Below are 14,233 nucleotides of genomic sequence, written 5' to 3'. Positions count from 1 at the left end.
CGTCCGTGCTTGCCGCCGTCATCGCCATCGTCTGGTTCTTTGCAGCGACCGCGCAGGAAAACCTGCAGCGGCTCAACATTTCGTCGGGCTTCGGGTTTCTCGACAACACGGCCGGCTTCGGGATCATCCAGACGCTGATCCCCTATAGCGAACAGGCGAGTTATGGCCGTGCCTTTCTCGTCGGCCTTCTCAACACGCTCGTCGTTGCTGTCATCGGCATCGTGTTTGCGACGCTGTTCGGCTTCCTCATCGGCGTTCTGCGCCTCTCGAACAATTGGCTGATCGCGAAGCTTGCCGCCGCTTATGTCGAGGTGATGCGCAACATCCCGCTGCTGCTGCATCTCTTCTTCTGGTACTTCGCGGTCCTGCGCCCGCTGCCGGGACCGTCGGAGAGTCTCGAGCCGCTGCCGGGCGTGCTGCTGAACAATCGCGGGCTTATCCTGCCGGCGCCGGTCTTCGACGCCGGCGCGGTTGCCTTTTTCACCGCCGTCGCCGCGGCTGTGGCGGCGGGTATTTTTCTCGTCGTTTGGGCAAGGCTGCGCCAGCGGACGACGGGGAAACTGTTTCCGGCGTGGCGTAGCGCCGCCGCTCTCGTCGTGCTGCTGCCCGCGCTCACCTGGTTCATTGCCGGCGCGCCGTTCCATCTCGATTTCGCGGTTACAGGCGCATTCGACTATACGGGCGGTATGCGCCTGCTGCCTGAATTCGTCGCTCTCGTTCTCGGTCTCACGCTCTACACCGCGGCCTTCATCGGCGAGATCGTCAGGGCTGGCATCCAGTCTGTCGGCAAGGGGCAGCGCGAGGCGGCCGCGTCTCTCGGTCTCAAGGAAGGAACGACGCTCCGTCTTGTCGTTATCCCGCAAGCGCTGCGCCTCATCATACCGCCGCTGACCAGCCAGATACTCAACCTCACGAAAAACTCGTCGCTTGCCGTTGCCATTGCCTATCCGGACCTCGTGGCGGTTTTTTCCGGCACGGTGCTCAACCAGACCGGCCAGGCGATCGAGGTCATTGCCATCACCATGGCTGTCTATCTCACGCTCAGCCTCGTCACCTCGCTTGCCATGAACTGGTACAACGCGCGCATCGCGCTGAAGGAGCGCTGACGTATGGCAATGGAAGATGTGACAGGCCGTCTGCCGCCCAAGAGCCAGATGCGCGTTTCTCCCGTCGTCTGGGCGCGGCGCAATCTGTTTTCGAGCGTGGGCAACACTGTCCTCACACTCGCCTGCCTTTATCTGCTCTGGCTTGCGATACCGCCGGTTCTGGATTTCACGATCTTCAGCGCCGTCTGGAGCGGCACGACGCGGGACGCCTGCCTTGGGCCGGACAAGGGCGCCTGCTGGCCGTTCATCCGGGCGAATATCGGCCAGTTCGTCTACGGCCGTTATCCAGCGGATGAGATATGGCGTGTCAATGTCGTGTTCGGGCTCGGTGCCGTGGCGCTGGTGCCTGCGCTCATTCCGTCGGCGCCCGCCAAGCGGTTCAATCTGATCTTCCTGCTGGTGATCTATCCGCTCATCGCGCTGGTTCTGCTCGCGGGCGACCGGCCGGGGCTGCGCCCGGTGCCGACAAGCGAGTGGGGCGGTCTTCTCGTCACGCTCGTCGTCGCGTTGACGGGCATCGTCGTCTCATTGCCGCTCGGTATCGTTCTCGCGCTCGGCCGCCGTTCTTCCATGCCCGCGATCCGGATGCTTTCGGTCATCTTCATTGAGTTCTGGCGCGGTGTGCCGCTCATCACCGTGCTCTTCATGGCGAGCGTCATGCTGCCGCTCTTCCTGCCGGAGGGCATGAGCCCGGACAATCTGCTGCGATGCCTTGTCGGCGTTGCGCTTTTCTCATCGGCCTATATGGCGGAGGTCGTTCGCGGCGGTTTGCAGGCGATCCCCGCCGGGCAATACGAAGCTGCGCGGGCGCTCGGCCTCAGCTACTGGCGCACGATGGGCCTTGTGGTTCTACCGCAGGCGCTTCGTCATGTCATCCCCGGCATCGTCAACACCTTCATCGGTCTCTTCAAGGACACGACGCTGGTGCTGATCGTCGGCATCTTCGACCTCCTGGGGCAGGTGCGCGCTCAGCTCAGCGACCCGTCATGGACAGTGCCGCAGGGTGCGCTCACCGCCTATATTTTTGCGGCGCTGGTCTACTGGGTCTTCTGCTTCGGGATGTCGCAATATTCGAACTTCATGGAACGCCGCCTCAACACGGCACGCGAGCGTTAGGAGAGATCATGTCCGAGGGAAACGCAGCGCCGAAAGAAACGCCCGGGATGAGAATCTCCGACAAGGTGATGATCGAGATGAAGGGCGTGAACAAATGGTTCGGTGATTTCCATGTGCTGAAGGACATCGATCTCACGGTGAAGGAGGGCGAGCGCATTGTCATCGCCGGGCCTTCAGGCTCGGGAAAATCGACACTCATTCGCTGCATCAACCGGCTGGAACCGCATGACGAAGGCAGCATCGTCATCGATAGCATCGAGCTTACCGAAGACCTGAAGCGCATCGACGAGGTGCGGCGCGAAGTCGGCATGGTGTTCCAGCAGTTCAACCTTTTCCCGCACATGACTGTGCTGGAGAACTGCACGCTGGCGCCGCTCTGGGTCCGCAAGATGCCGGAAGAGGAAGCGCGCGATCTCGCCATGAGCTATCTTGAGCGTGTGCGCATTCCCGAGCAGGCAAACAAGTATCCGGGCCAGCTCTCGGGTGGCCAGCAGCAGCGCGTTGCGATCGCGAGGGCACTCTGCATGAACCCCAGGATCATGCTCTTCGACGAGCCGACCTCGGCGCTCGATCCCGAGATGATCAAGGAAGTGCTCGACGTCATGGTCGAGCTCGCACGTGAAGGCATGACCATGCTTTGCGTGACACATGAGATGGGCTTCGCACGCGAGGTCGCGAACCGCGTCGTTTTCATGGATGGCGGAGAGATCATCGAGGAGGCACCGCCCGAGGCATTTTTCAGCGCGCCGAAAAATTCGCGCACGAAGGAGTTCCTGGCGCAGATACTCGCGCACTGAGCACTCGCTCAGTCCAGCTCCTCCAGCTCCGCCTCTTCCTGCGCATAGGGCGTGAACCCCATGCGTTGATACATCGGCAGCGCGCGTGGATGGTCGAGCGTGCAGGTCTGGACGATGAGGCGATTGATATCCCGCGACCAGGCCATCGTGATCGCTTCGCGCAGAAGGAAGCTGCCGATGCCCGATCCAACCTGCTCGGGGATCAGGCCGAGGAAGGAGAGCTCGGCGCGGGGGAGCGAGCGGAAATCGAGTTCGAAATAGCCCGCCGGCGAGCCGTTGCAATAGAGCACGTAGATTTCAACGTCGGGGTGCTGGACGATGCTGGCAAGCACCTTGTCCGACAACCGCTTGCGATTCACCCAGACATAATCCCGGCCGACGGCGTCGTAGAGATAGCGGTAGAAGTGAACTGGCGGGTTCTCCGCGCGCATCAGCGCGTATTTGCCCGGCGGGTGCGGGGCAGGGGGCAGACGCGGCGGCGCAGTCATTTCAAGGTGGGTAACGATCGTCTTGTGCTTCTTTCCCATCCCCGCAGCCCGCCTCCCTTTCAGGCCTCGACGGGCATCTCGACGCAAGCGCCCCATTCCGCCCATGAGCCATCATAGACGGGAACCTGGGGTTTGCCGAGAACGGCGAGACCGAGTGCGAGAATGGAGGCCGTGACGCCGGAGCCGCAAGTCGTGACGACCGGATGGTTGAGATCGACGCCCGCTTCCTCGAAGAGTCTTTTCAATTCCCCGGGCTTCTTCATGGTGCCGTCATCCGCGACAAGCTTGTTTGCGGGGAGGTTCAGGCTGCCGGGAATATGTCCGCCGCGAAGGCCCGGACGGGGCTCCGGCTCCGTGCCGTTGAAGCGTCCGGTGCTGCGGGCGTCGAGAACCTGCTCGGTGCAGGTGTCGATATTGTGGAGCATCGCCTCCCGGTCGCGGATCAGGCCGGTATTGCGGCGCGCGGTGAAGTGGCGAGCCGATGCGCGAGGCCGCATGTCGTCCAGCGGGCGGCCTTCCGCCTTCCACTTCTTCAGGCCGCCGTCGAGCACGGTCACATCGTCGTGTCCCATGACGCGGAACATCCACCAGACGCGCGCCGCGCTGAACAGCCCCGCGCCGTCATAGACGACGATGCGGTTGCCGTCGCCAAGGCCCATGGCGCGAACGCGCGAGGAGAATTTCTCCGGGCTCGGCAGCATATGTGGGAACGGGCTGTCGAGATCGCAGATCTCGTCGATGTCGAAGAAGACGGCGCCGGGAATATGCTTGCGCTCATATTCGGCGCGGGCGTCCCGCTGCATTTGCGGCAGATACCACGAAGCGTCGACCACGCGAACGTCCGGTGCATCGAGATGCTTCGCCAGCCATTCGGTCGTCGCAAGGGGGGAGGTGGCCTCGTACATGTCTCTCGTTCCGTCTTCCTGCTAGAGCCAGTCCGGCGCCGGCAGGTTCTTTTCCTTCAGGAAAGCGGGATTGAAAAGCTTGCTCTGATAGCGCGTGCCGTAATCGCAAAGCACGGTGACGATAGTATGACCGGGGCCCATTTCCTTCGCGAGGCGAATTGCCCCTGCGACATTGATACCACTCGAGCCACCGAGGCAGAGGCCCTCTTCCTTCAGCAAGTTGAAGACGACCGGCAGCGCTTCCTCGTCCGGAATCTGGAATGCCCGGTCGATGGGCGCATCCACGAGATTGGCCGTGATGCGGCCCTGGCCGATGCCTTCCGTGATCGAGCTGCCTTCGGCCTTCAGTTCGCCGTGCTTGTAGTAGTGGTAGAGCGCGGCGCCCATCGGGTCGGCAATGCCGATCTGAACATTCCCGTTGCGCTCCTTCAGCGCCATGCCGATGCCGGCGAGCGTGCCGCCCGTGCCGACGGCGCAGATGAAGCCGTCCACCTTGCCGTCCGTCTGCGCCCAGATTTCGGGCCCGGTCGTTTCTATATGCGCCTGCCTGTTCGCGACATTGTCGAACTGGTTTGCCCAGATCGCGCCGTTCGGTTCCTTTGCCGCAAGCTCCTCGGCGAGGCGGCCCGAATATTTCACGTAGTTGTTCGGGTCCTTGTAGGGCACTGCCGGAACCTCGATGAGTTCCGCGCCGCAGAGCCGCAGCATGTCCTTCTTCTCCTGCGACTGCGTTTCGGGAATCACGATCACCGAGCGGAAGCCGAGTGCATTGCCGACAAGGGCGAGGCCGATGCCGGTATTCCCCGCCGTGCCTTCCACGATGACGCCGCCGGGCCTCAGCGCGCCGCGCTTCACCGCATCGTTGATGATGTAGAGGGCGGCGCGGTCTTTCACGGACTGCCCGGGATTCAGGAATTCGGCCTTGCCGAGAATCTCGCAGCCGGTTTCCTCCGATGCGCGCCTCAGGCGCAGCAAGGGCGTGTTGCCGATCGAGTCGACGAGGCCGTTCTTGATATCCATGATGCGATTTTCGTTGTCTGTTTCTGGATCGGTTGGCAGGCGGGACGCACTGGAACATACGGAGGGGCTGTGCCCGGTTCAAGGCGCCAGAGCAAAAACCAGCTGTTCAACTGATCTGGGACTTGTTCAGAACAAGCCATTGAACAAGAAGGATTGTTTTTGTGTCGCGGATGCGCCCGTCCTGCGTGGCGGCATAGGCCTCGGCAAGCGGCACCACGACGGCGCGGATATCCTCATGCTCATGGGCAAGGCCGTGAATGCCGCCCACGCCCTTGAGCGAGGCGACGCCGGCGAAGAGGTGGGCCCGCTCGCCATAGCCGCCGGGCGAGGACCAGACGGTCGGCAAGGGGTGAAGTGTCTTGAGTTCGCAGTCTGCTTCTTCCACCGCCTCGCGCCGCGCGACGTCCTCCGGCTCCTCGTCTTTTTCCCGGATGCCCGCAACCGCCTCGAAGAGCCAGGTCGCCTCGCCCCAGACGAGCCCGCAGGTCCGGAACTGCTCGATCAGCACCACGGCGTCGAGTGCGGGGTCGTAGGGCAGCACGTTCACGACTTCGGCAATGGTGTAGACGTCGCGCGTGATCTCGTCCGACCATTCGCCGTCGAAGCGCTTGTGGCGGAGAACGAAGCGTTCGAGTTTTCCCCAGCCCTTGCCGATGATGTCGCGCGAGCGAAGGTCGATGTCGGCAAGGCTGCGCGGCGTCGGGACGAGACGGGATTCCATGTGCTGCTCCGGTTGTGGCGGGCGAGCTTAACAGCCGCCGCCACGCACCGCTATTGCCGGGCGAGCGTCACCTGCGTCACGTCGATATTTCCGGCGCGGAAGCCTGCCTCGCAGTAGGAGAAATAATATTCCCACATGCGGCGAAAGCGTTCGTCGAACCCTTGAGCACGAATGTCGGGCCAGGCGGCACGGAAGCGCTCGCGCCACTGGCGCAACGTCTCGGCATAGTCGAGGCCGAATTCGAGATTATCCGCCCATGTGAGGCCCGCCTGCGCCACTTGCTGACGAAGCACGGCCGGCGAGGGCAGCATGCCCCCCGGGAAGATGTAGCGCTGGATGAAATCGGCGCGCTTGCGGTAGGCCGCGAAGGAGCGGTCGGCAATGGTGATGATCTGCAATCCCGCCTTGCCGCCCGGTTTCAGGCAGTCGCGCACCTTCCGGAAATAGGTCGGCCAGTATTCCTCGCCCACGGCCTCGAACATCTCGATGGAAGCAATCCGGTCGAACTTCTCATTCACGTCGCGATAGTCCTGATAGCGGATATCGACCTTGTGGGAGAGCTGCTTCTGCGCCATGCGCTCGCGGGCGAAGGCAAGCTGTTCCTTCGAGATGGTGATGCCGGTAACGCGGCAGCCGATTTCCTTTGCCGCGTACTCTGCAAAGCCGCCCCAGCCGCTGCCGATTTCGAGCAGGTGATGTTCGGGTTTGAGGTCGATCTGTTCGGCGAGCGAGCGGTACTTGTTGATCTGCGCTGCGGAAAGATCCTGCCCCGGATGCGCGAAGCGGGCGGCCGAATAGGTCATCGTGGGGTCGAGCCACTGCGTGTAGAAGCGGTTCCCGAGATCGTAGTGGTATTCGATGTTGCGTCTGGAACCGGTCTTCGAGTTCCGGCGCATCAGATGCCCTATGCGCGAGAAGAGGCGCGCCACGGGCATACCGTTCATCTTGTCCTGCAAGGCCTCCTTGTTGCGCAGGAAGAATTGCAGGAAGGCCGTCACGTTCGGGCTGTCCCACATGCCGTCCAGAAAGGCTTCGGCCGCGCCGAGGTCGCCGCCGGAGAAGAAGCGTCGCGTCAGGCGAAAATCGCGGATGACGAGTTCGGCATTCTCGCCGGGTTCTGTTCCCCTGAAGACGAGACGGCGGCCATCCGGCAGCGTGACGGTCATGGAGCCGTGGCGGATCCTGGCGAGTGCGCCGAAAACGATGCGTGCGAGGGGAGGGATGCCGGCAATCGAGCCGATATTCGCAGGCGTCACATCAAGGCTCTGCGGGGAAGTGGTGGCACCGCCTGTTTCGTCAACGGGGATCTGGGTCATGCTCGTCTCCCTCCGTCAGCCTGCAACTATAGCGGCTGAAGCCATCAAGTCCTAGCTCGTCGTCTTCGGGAAAATACGAGGGAAAAGCGCGGATGGTTCAATCCGGGCGGGTTTCCTCGGGGCGTGCAGATGCTAGTTTCGCGTCGCGCGAACACGATCCCACCTGAGTCGCCCCTGTCCGGACCCCGAAGTGACCGATCCCTGCGAGCCGAAAAGAAAGCCGATGCCGCACCCGGAACGGGTGCTGAAGGAGGTATTCGGTCTCCCCTCCTTTCGGGGCCAGCAGGAGGAGATCATCGCCCATGTCGTCGGGGGCGGCGATGCGGTCGTGCTGCTTCCGACGGGGGCGGGCAAGTCGCTCTGCTATCAGATACCGGCCCTGTGCCGCGACGGCGTTGCGGTCGTCGTCTCGCCGCTGATTGCATTGATGCGCGACCAGGTGGAGGCATTGCGCCAGTCCGGCGTCCGGGCGGCGGCATTGAACTCGACGCTGACGCCGGAAGAAGCACGCGGCATCCGGGATGCGCTGGCGGCCGGCGAACTCGACCTTCTCTATGTGACGCCGGAGCGCCTCGCAGGCGATGGTTTCATGTCGCTGCTGTCTCGCGTGCCGCTCGCCCTTTTCGCCATCGACGAGGCGCATTGCATCAGCCAGTGGGGGCATGATTTTCGGCCGGAATATCTGCAGCTCGCGAGGTTGAAGGAACGCTTTCCCGGTGTGCCGCGCCTCGCCCTCACGGCCACCGCGGATCCGCAGACGCGAGACGATCTCGTCCACAGGCTGCAGCTCGACGAAGCGCGGATTTTTACCGCGAGTTTCGACCGCCCGAATATCCGCTACACGATCGTCCGCAAGGACAATGCGAAAAGCCAGTTGCGGGATTTCCTCCGTGCGCATGAAGGCGCGAGTGGCATTGTTTACTGCCTGAGCCGCAAGAAGGTCGAGGAAACCGCCGAATGGCTGACGGCTCACGGCATTCCTGCGCTGCCCTATCATGCAGGGCTCGACCGGAGCATCCGCGACAGGCATCAGGATTTGTTCCTCAAGGACGAAGGGCCGGTGCTCGTCGCCACCATCGCCTTCGGCATGGGTATCGACAAACCGGATGTCCGTTTCGTCGCGCATCTCGACCTGCCGTCGAGCATCGAAGCCTATTATCAGGAGACGGGCCGGGCAGGGCGCGACGGGCTGCCGTCCGATGCGTGGATGGCATACGGCATGAGCGATGTTTCCTTGCGGCGGCGGATGATCGACGAAGGCGGTTCGCCCGAAGGCGTAAAGCAGGTCGAGCGCGCGAAGCTCGATGCGTTGCTTCATGTCTGCGAGACGGTGATTTGCCGGCGGCAGGCATTGCTCGCGCATTTCGGTGAGCATCATGCCGGCGGGTGCGGCAATTGCGATGCCTGCCTGACGCCTGCGGAAATGTGGGACGGCACGGAAGCGGCGCGAAAGGCATTGTCGGCGATCTACCGCACCGGCCAGCGCTTCGGCGCGGGGCATCTCATCGACATCCTGCGCGGCAACAAGACCGAAAAAGTTGAGCGCTGCCGTCACGACGACTTGCCGACCTTCGGCGTCGGCAAGGATATCGATCAGAAGGGCTGGCAGTCGGTCTTTCGGCAACTCGCGGCGCGCGGCATCGTTTCCATCGACCACACGGACTATGGGGCGCTCAAGCTCGAGGAAAGCGCACGGCCCGTGTTGCAGGGAAATCAGGTGATCGAGCTTCGCCGCGATCCGTCGCCCGGGCGCCGCATCCAGAGAGCAGCCGCAGGCGCCGCCGCCGTCCCTCCGGCTTCGCCAGAGGAAGAAGCATTATTTCAGGATTTGCGTGCCGAACGAATGCGGCTCGCTCGCGAGCAGGGCGTGCCGCCTTATGTGATCTTCCACGATACGTCGCTGCGGGAGATGGCGCGGCGCCTTCCTGCCAGCGTTTCCGACATGGCTGGCATTCCCGGCGTTGGCAGCGCCAAGATCGCGCGGTATGGCGAAGCGTTTCTGGCCGTCGTGGCCGCTGCGAAGGCCGCAACGTGACGGGCGTGGGGTGCGTTCAGGGGGCTTGAAACGACTAGAGCGCACCTTTGGTGCGCTCTAGCAAAACTGGCTCCCCGGGCCGGATTCGAACCAGCGACCGATCGGTTAACAGCCGATTGCTCTACCACTGAGCTACCGAGGATCAAGTCGGCGAGGGCGTCGGGGCCCATGCCGATGAGGGCTGCATATAGCAAAGACATTTAACCCGTGCCAGCCCAAATGTCTTGCTCTTGCCACCTTTTATGCCTATCTGCCCAAACGGGTTCGGGGCTTTCCGCCGCGAATCTTTCGCGGAGAGCGGCAGGTCATGGCGGCGGTGCGATTCGGCGACAAGCGGGTGAAGGTGCCGGGACCGCCGATCCTGCGGATCGTTGTCGGCATGCTGCTCGTGGCCGGCGGCACTATCGGTTTCCTGCCCGTCCTGGGGTTCTGGATGCTTCCGCTCGGCGTCCTCGTTCTCTCCGTCGATCTCCATCCCGTGCGGCGTGCCCGGCGGCGCTTCGAGGTGTGGTGGGGCCGCAGGCGCCGTGGACGCAAGAACGGGAACGGCAGCAGCTAGCTCTCAATCGATCCCGAGCGAGCGGACAGGTTTCGCCAGCGCGAAGGGAAGGCCGCTCAGCAGCGCCTCGAGCATCCGTCTGTCCTGAAAATCACCATTGAGCGAGAGCCGCGGCAGGCTTGTCAGCCGTGTGGCATGGGCGGGCTTTATCAATCCCTTGCGGGTCGTCGTCGCGGAGCGGAAGCCGAGTGCCGAGGCGAGCGTAAAATCCCGTTCCCCGGCAGAACCCGGATCGCCGTAAGGATAGGAGAAGTGGCGGGGGCGGCGCCCCAGTTCCGCTTCCATCCGGGCAAGTCCGCGCTCGATGTCGGATCGCGCGTCCCCGGCTGTGAGTCCTGCCTGCGCGAAGTGGTCGGCGGTGTGCGCTTCAACGCTTGCGAGCGGATGCGCCGCAAGCATGCGGACCTCGTCCCATGTCATCGCGAGTTCGCGGGTCAGCGCGCCCATGTCGATGCCGTGCTCGGCGGCGAGGCGGCGCACCTCGGCGCGCAGCTCGCGTTCGGGCAATGCACGAAGCGCCCAATAGATCTTGTTCCAGGCGTCGTTCTTCTCGCCGGCGTCGCGCGTGAACATCGCGATTTCGCGATCTCCGGCCATGACGCGGATCGCCACCGCCGAGGCGATCGCGCGTTCGAGCGCCACCCACCAGATTTCCGCATGGCCATCCGGCAGGCCTGTCGTCAGGTAGACGGTGAAGGGCACGCCGTTGCGTTCGAAGACGGGCAGGGCGTCGGTCAGGTTGTCCCTGTAGCCGTCGTCCAGCGTGAAGACGGCGAAGCGTTCGCCCTGTTCACCCGCATCGAGCCGGGTCACGGCCTCGTCGAGCGTCATGCAGGTATAGCCGAGGTTGCGGACGGTCCGGATCGTCTCTTCGAGGAAGCCGGGTGTGATTTCGAGAATGCGGTTCGGGGCGAACGCCGCGCCGTCATCCGCCCTGACCCTATGCAGCATGAAGATGACGCCGATCCCTGCCAGCGATTTCGGCGCGAGCCGGCAGGCCCCGCTCGCATGGAGGGCGAGCAGCATTCGTCCCATCGGCGACGGGCTGGCAGCACGGGATGCGGGAACGGTCTTGCTCATTGCGGGGCATTCTCGGAGAGAAAGGTTAACGCGGTACGACCTAGCACACGCCTTGCAATCTAGCCTTCGAGCCGGAGCGAACGTCCAGATTCGGGAAACGAACGGATGTCTCCCCGGCAAGGAAACAGACAGCAAGGCGAGGCCAAAATGACGCCGCTGACCGTCAAGTTCGAAGACCTGAGCCGGATTCCGGCGACGATCGGGACCGAAAAATCTCGAAATTCAGCCATTTTTGGCGTGCCCGAGGGCCGTCCGCAAGTGCTGATCTCCATCCATGAGGAGATCGAGCCGCTCAAGGCGGTCTGGCAGACGCTTGAAAAGACGGGCGATTGCACGGCCTTCCAGACCTATGCGTGGATTTCGGCATGGCAGCGCCATATCGGGACGAAGCAGGGCGTGAAACCTGCCATTGTCGTCGGATGGGACAGCGAGGGCGGTGCGCTCTTCATTCTTCCACTCGGCATCGAAAACGGTCTCCTCTGCCACAAGCTTATCTGGCTCGGCGGCGACCTTTGCGACTACAACGCGCCGCTGCTGTCGAAAGCCTTCCCGCGCCATGTCTCGCCGGCGCAGTTTCCCGCGCTCTGGGACGGCATCCGCGAAACGCTGCCCACCCATCACATCGTGACGCTGAGCCGCATGCCGGAACGCGTCGGCGAACAGGCGAACCCGATGACGACGCTTATCGGTCTTCGCCGGAACGCTTCCTCCGCGCATATGACGATGCTCAAGGAAGACTGGGAGAGCTACTACAACGAGAAGCGTTCCTCCGGCAGCAAGAAGCGTGACCGGCAGAAGCGCCGCAAGACCGAAGAGCTCGGTGCGGTCTCGCTCGTCACGCCGGAAAGAACGGAGGAGAAGCTCCGCTCGCTCGACATCCTGATTGAGCAGAAATCCGTCACCTTCGCCCGCATGGGCGTCGCCAATCTTTTCGACAAGCCCGGCTACCGCGACTTCTATCGCGATCTCGTGGGCAACCCCGATGCCGAGGGCATGATCGAGGTCAACCATCTCGCGGTTGGCGATACCGTCGCGGCGGCGAACTGGGGCGTGAGCTTCGGCGGCCGCTATCACTATGTGCTCGCGAGCTACGACGAGAACTGCGATGCGGCCCGCTTCGGCCCCGGCATGATCCAGCTCATGGAGCTGATGGAACGGGCGAGCGCCAACGGTCACACAGCCTTCGACTTCACCATCGGCGACGAAGGCTACAAGGACCAGTGGTGCGAGATCGAGATTCCGCTCCTCGACCATGTGGAGCCGAACAATCTCGTCGGCTGGCTTAGCCTCGGTCCGCGGATCGCCTATCTCCAGGCTAAACGATTCATCAAGCAGACCCCGGTACTCTGGCAAGGGTTCACCCGGCTGCGCGCCGCGAAGGGCATGTTCGCGGCAGCCATTTCCGCCCGGGTCTGAGGGCACACGTCATGACTTCGAAAGGGCTTCCGTCACGCTTCGGGCGGATCGGAAACATGATCGCGGGCAGGCTTGGCGACGCGCATCTGGCGGGCGTCGTCCGCGGCGCAGCCTTCGTCATGGGCATCCGGGTCGCCGGTGCGGCCATCGCGCTGCTCAGCCAGGTGCTGCTCGCGCGGTGGATGGGCGCCTTCGAATACGGCATCTTCGTCTATGTCTGGGTCTGGGTCGTGATCCTCGGCATTGTCGTGCCGATGGGTTTCGGCACATCCGTGCTCCGCTTCATTCCGGAATACAGGACGAGGGAAAAATGGAGGCGCCTGTCGGGCGTCCTCAAGGCATCCTTCGGTATCGTCGCGGCCATCGGCGCGGCGGCGTCGCTTGCGGGCCTCGGTCTGCTCTGGGCCTTCTCGAACAATATCGAGAGCTACTACCTCTGGCCGCTTGCGGTCGCGCTCATCTGCGTGCCCGGCTTTGCGCTGATGGACTGGCAGGAGGGCGCCGCGCGCGCTTTCGGCTGGGTCAATCTCGCCTATGTTCCAAACTACATCGTCCGTCCGCTCGCCATCGTTGCGGTTGCCGGCGGTACGCTCTTCTTCACCGGCAGCGCCACGGGATTGCAGGTCACGTTCGGCGCGCTCGGCGCCACCTTCGCGACCATGCTCGCGCAGCGCTATCTGCTCGCGCGCCGCGTCTCCGCAACTGTTCCCGCAGCAAAGCCCGTCTTTCATGTGAAGCACTGGGTCGCGATCTCCGCGCCGCTCGTTCTTGTCGAGGGGCTCTTTCTGCTCCTCACCAACACGGATATCGTGCTGCTCGGCTATTTCGTCGAACCGGACGACATCGCCATCTATTTCGCCGCGACACGCATCGCGAACTTGATGGCGTTCATCCAGTTCTCGGTGGCGGCGCTCGCCGTGCCGAAATTCGCGGAGCTTCATAGCGCCGGCAAACATTCGGAACTCCAGACCTTCGTGCATGGGTCGATCCAGTGGATCTTCTGGCCGACGCTGGCGGCGGGCATCTTCCTCCTGCTCGCCGGCGAATTCGCGCTCGGCCTCTTCGGCGAGAACTTCGGCACGGGTTATCCGCTTCTCTACTTGCTGATGGCGGGCTTTCTCGCCCGCGCCGCTACAGGGTCGACCGAATACCTGCTCAACATGACCGGCAACCAGAACGCCGTCGCCTGGACATACGGCGTCGCCGCTGTCGGGAACCTCGCGCTCAACTTCCTGCTGGTGCCGTCCTTCGGGCTGACAGGCGCGGCGGCGGCAACGGCCATCTCCATCGTCGGTTCGACCTTCTGTCTTGCCGTCGTCGTCCAGCGGCGCCTCGGCATCACCGCCTTTGTTCTCGCCGGTCCCATCCGGCGTTCGCTTACCGCTTTGAGGATTGCATGACAGGTCTCGGACAATACCCGCTCTGGCCGGGCCTTGCGAAAAAGCATCCGCGTGCCACGGGGCCTTCCGTCGAAGTGCTGAGCCACGCGGCGCGCTATCTGCACGGCCGGCCGCCGAGCGCCGATGTCGTCGTCCTGCAAAGCGCCGACGCGATGATGCCGTTCCGCGCCGAGATCGATGCCCTGAGCGCATCTTCGACCGACCGCACTACGCAGTTCGACAGCATCACGCTCGCGGCGGCCAACTCGCCGGCGGGCTTGGCCATGCGGTCGAT

14 protein-coding genes and 1 tRNA gene are annotated in these 14,233 nt (G+C 63.4%); 8 read left to right on the top strand and 7 right to left on the bottom strand.

The features are described from left to right. The 3 genes from ACKUUH_RS16260 to ACKUUH_RS16250 all read left to right on the top strand — a co-directional run. Positions 1-1,106, top strand: a 1,106-nt coding sequence (locus ACKUUH_RS16260; RefSeq protein ID WP_407950937.1) for an amino acid ABC transporter permease, incomplete at its 5' end; no start/stop codon positions are given. Between the two features lie 3 nt (positions 1,107-1,109). Further along, positions 1,110-2,222: an amino acid ABC transporter permease gene (locus tag ACKUUH_RS16255; protein WP_407950936.1), complete on the top strand. Its 1,113-nt coding sequence runs from the start codon at positions 1,110-1,112 to the stop codon at positions 2,220-2,222. An 8-nt stretch (positions 2,223-2,230) separates the two neighbouring features. Continuing rightward, the gene (locus tag ACKUUH_RS16250) at positions 2,231-3,019 is read left to right on the top strand and encodes an amino acid ABC transporter ATP-binding protein (RefSeq protein ID WP_407950935.1); all 789 of its coding nucleotides are present in this window, start codon (positions 2,231-2,233) and stop codon (positions 3,017-3,019) included. Positions 3,020-3,027: 8 nt separating this feature from the next. Here ACKUUH_RS16250 and ACKUUH_RS16245 read toward each other — a convergent pair whose 3' ends face one another. From ACKUUH_RS16245 to ACKUUH_RS16225, 5 genes are all read right to left on the bottom strand, one after another. Beyond that, a complete protein-coding gene (locus ACKUUH_RS16245) occupies positions 3,028-3,546 on the bottom strand; it encodes a GNAT family N-acetyltransferase (RefSeq protein ID WP_407950934.1) in 519 nt (172 codons plus the stop codon). 20 nt (positions 3,547-3,566) lie between these two features. After that, positions 3,567-4,412, bottom strand: a complete 846-nt coding sequence (gene sseA / locus ACKUUH_RS16240) for a 3-mercaptopyruvate sulfurtransferase (protein WP_407950933.1) — start codon at positions 4,410-4,412, stop codon at positions 3,567-3,569. 21 nt (positions 4,413-4,433) lie between these two features. Next, positions 4,434-5,432 carry a cysteine synthase A gene (locus tag ACKUUH_RS16235; RefSeq protein ID WP_407950932.1) on the bottom strand — a complete coding sequence of 333 codons (999 nt, stop codon included), beginning with the start codon at positions 5,430-5,432 and terminating at the stop codon, positions 4,434-4,436. A 106-nt stretch (positions 5,433-5,538) separates the two neighbouring features. Next, on the bottom strand, positions 5,539-6,153 hold the full coding sequence (locus tag ACKUUH_RS16230; RefSeq protein ID WP_407950931.1) for an NUDIX domain-containing protein: 615 nt from the start codon (positions 6,151-6,153) through the stop codon (positions 5,539-5,541). Between the two features lie 50 nt (positions 6,154-6,203). Next, a complete protein-coding gene (locus ACKUUH_RS16225) occupies positions 6,204-7,469 on the bottom strand; it encodes a class I SAM-dependent methyltransferase (RefSeq protein WP_407950930.1) in 1,266 nt (421 codons plus the stop codon). Positions 7,470-7,692: 223 nt separating this feature from the next. On the opposite strand from ACKUUH_RS16225, the gene recQ reads away from it, so the two are divergent. Further along, on the top strand, positions 7,693-9,504 hold the full coding sequence (gene recQ, locus ACKUUH_RS16220) for a DNA helicase RecQ (protein ID WP_407950938.1): 1,812 nt from the start codon (positions 7,693-7,695) through the stop codon (positions 9,502-9,504). A gap of 67 nt (positions 9,505-9,571) precedes the next feature. On the opposite strand, the gene ACKUUH_RS16215 is transcribed toward recQ, so the two are convergent. Continuing rightward, a tRNA-Asn gene (locus tag ACKUUH_RS16215) sits at positions 9,572-9,646 on the bottom strand. Positions 9,647-9,811: 165 nt separating this feature from the next. Here ACKUUH_RS16215 and ACKUUH_RS16210 point away from each other — a divergent pair. Further along, positions 9,812-10,063, top strand: coding sequence for a hypothetical protein (locus tag ACKUUH_RS16210; protein WP_407950929.1), 252 nt, complete (start codon positions 9,812-9,814; stop codon positions 10,061-10,063). Positions 10,064-10,066: 3 nt separating this feature from the next. Here ACKUUH_RS16210 and ACKUUH_RS16205 read toward each other — a convergent pair whose 3' ends face one another. Beyond that, positions 10,067-11,143 carry a polysaccharide deacetylase family protein gene (locus ACKUUH_RS16205; RefSeq protein ID WP_407950928.1) on the bottom strand — a complete coding sequence of 359 codons (1,077 nt, stop codon included), beginning with the start codon at positions 11,141-11,143 and terminating at the stop codon, positions 10,067-10,069. 147 nt (positions 11,144-11,290) lie between these two features. Here ACKUUH_RS16205 and ACKUUH_RS16200 point away from each other — a divergent pair, with 147 nt between their 5' ends. The 3 genes from ACKUUH_RS16200 to ACKUUH_RS16190 form a co-directional block, all read left to right on the top strand. Continuing rightward, positions 11,291-12,559 (top strand): GNAT family N-acetyltransferase, encoded by a 1,269-nt coding sequence (locus tag ACKUUH_RS16200; RefSeq protein WP_407950927.1) that lies wholly within the window; start codon positions 11,291-11,293, stop codon positions 12,557-12,559. 11 nt (positions 12,560-12,570) lie between these two features. After that, the gene (locus ACKUUH_RS16195) at positions 12,571-13,959 is read left to right on the top strand and encodes a polysaccharide biosynthesis C-terminal domain-containing protein (RefSeq protein WP_407950926.1); all 1,389 of its coding nucleotides are present in this window, start codon (positions 12,571-12,573) and stop codon (positions 13,957-13,959) included. Further along, positions 13,956-14,233 (top strand): hypothetical protein (locus tag ACKUUH_RS16190; protein ID WP_407950925.1); only part of this gene is annotated, 278 nt, incomplete at its 3' end. The genes ACKUUH_RS16195 and ACKUUH_RS16190, both read left to right, overlap by 4 nt.

Origin of the sequence: Parvibaculum sp. (genome assembly GCF_045863935.1) — a bacterium.
Lineage (GTDB): Bacteria > Pseudomonadota > Alphaproteobacteria > Parvibaculales > Parvibaculaceae > Parvibaculum.
Note: the sequence above shows the minus strand (reverse complement) of the source record. Positions and strands in the feature narration are given on the sequence as shown.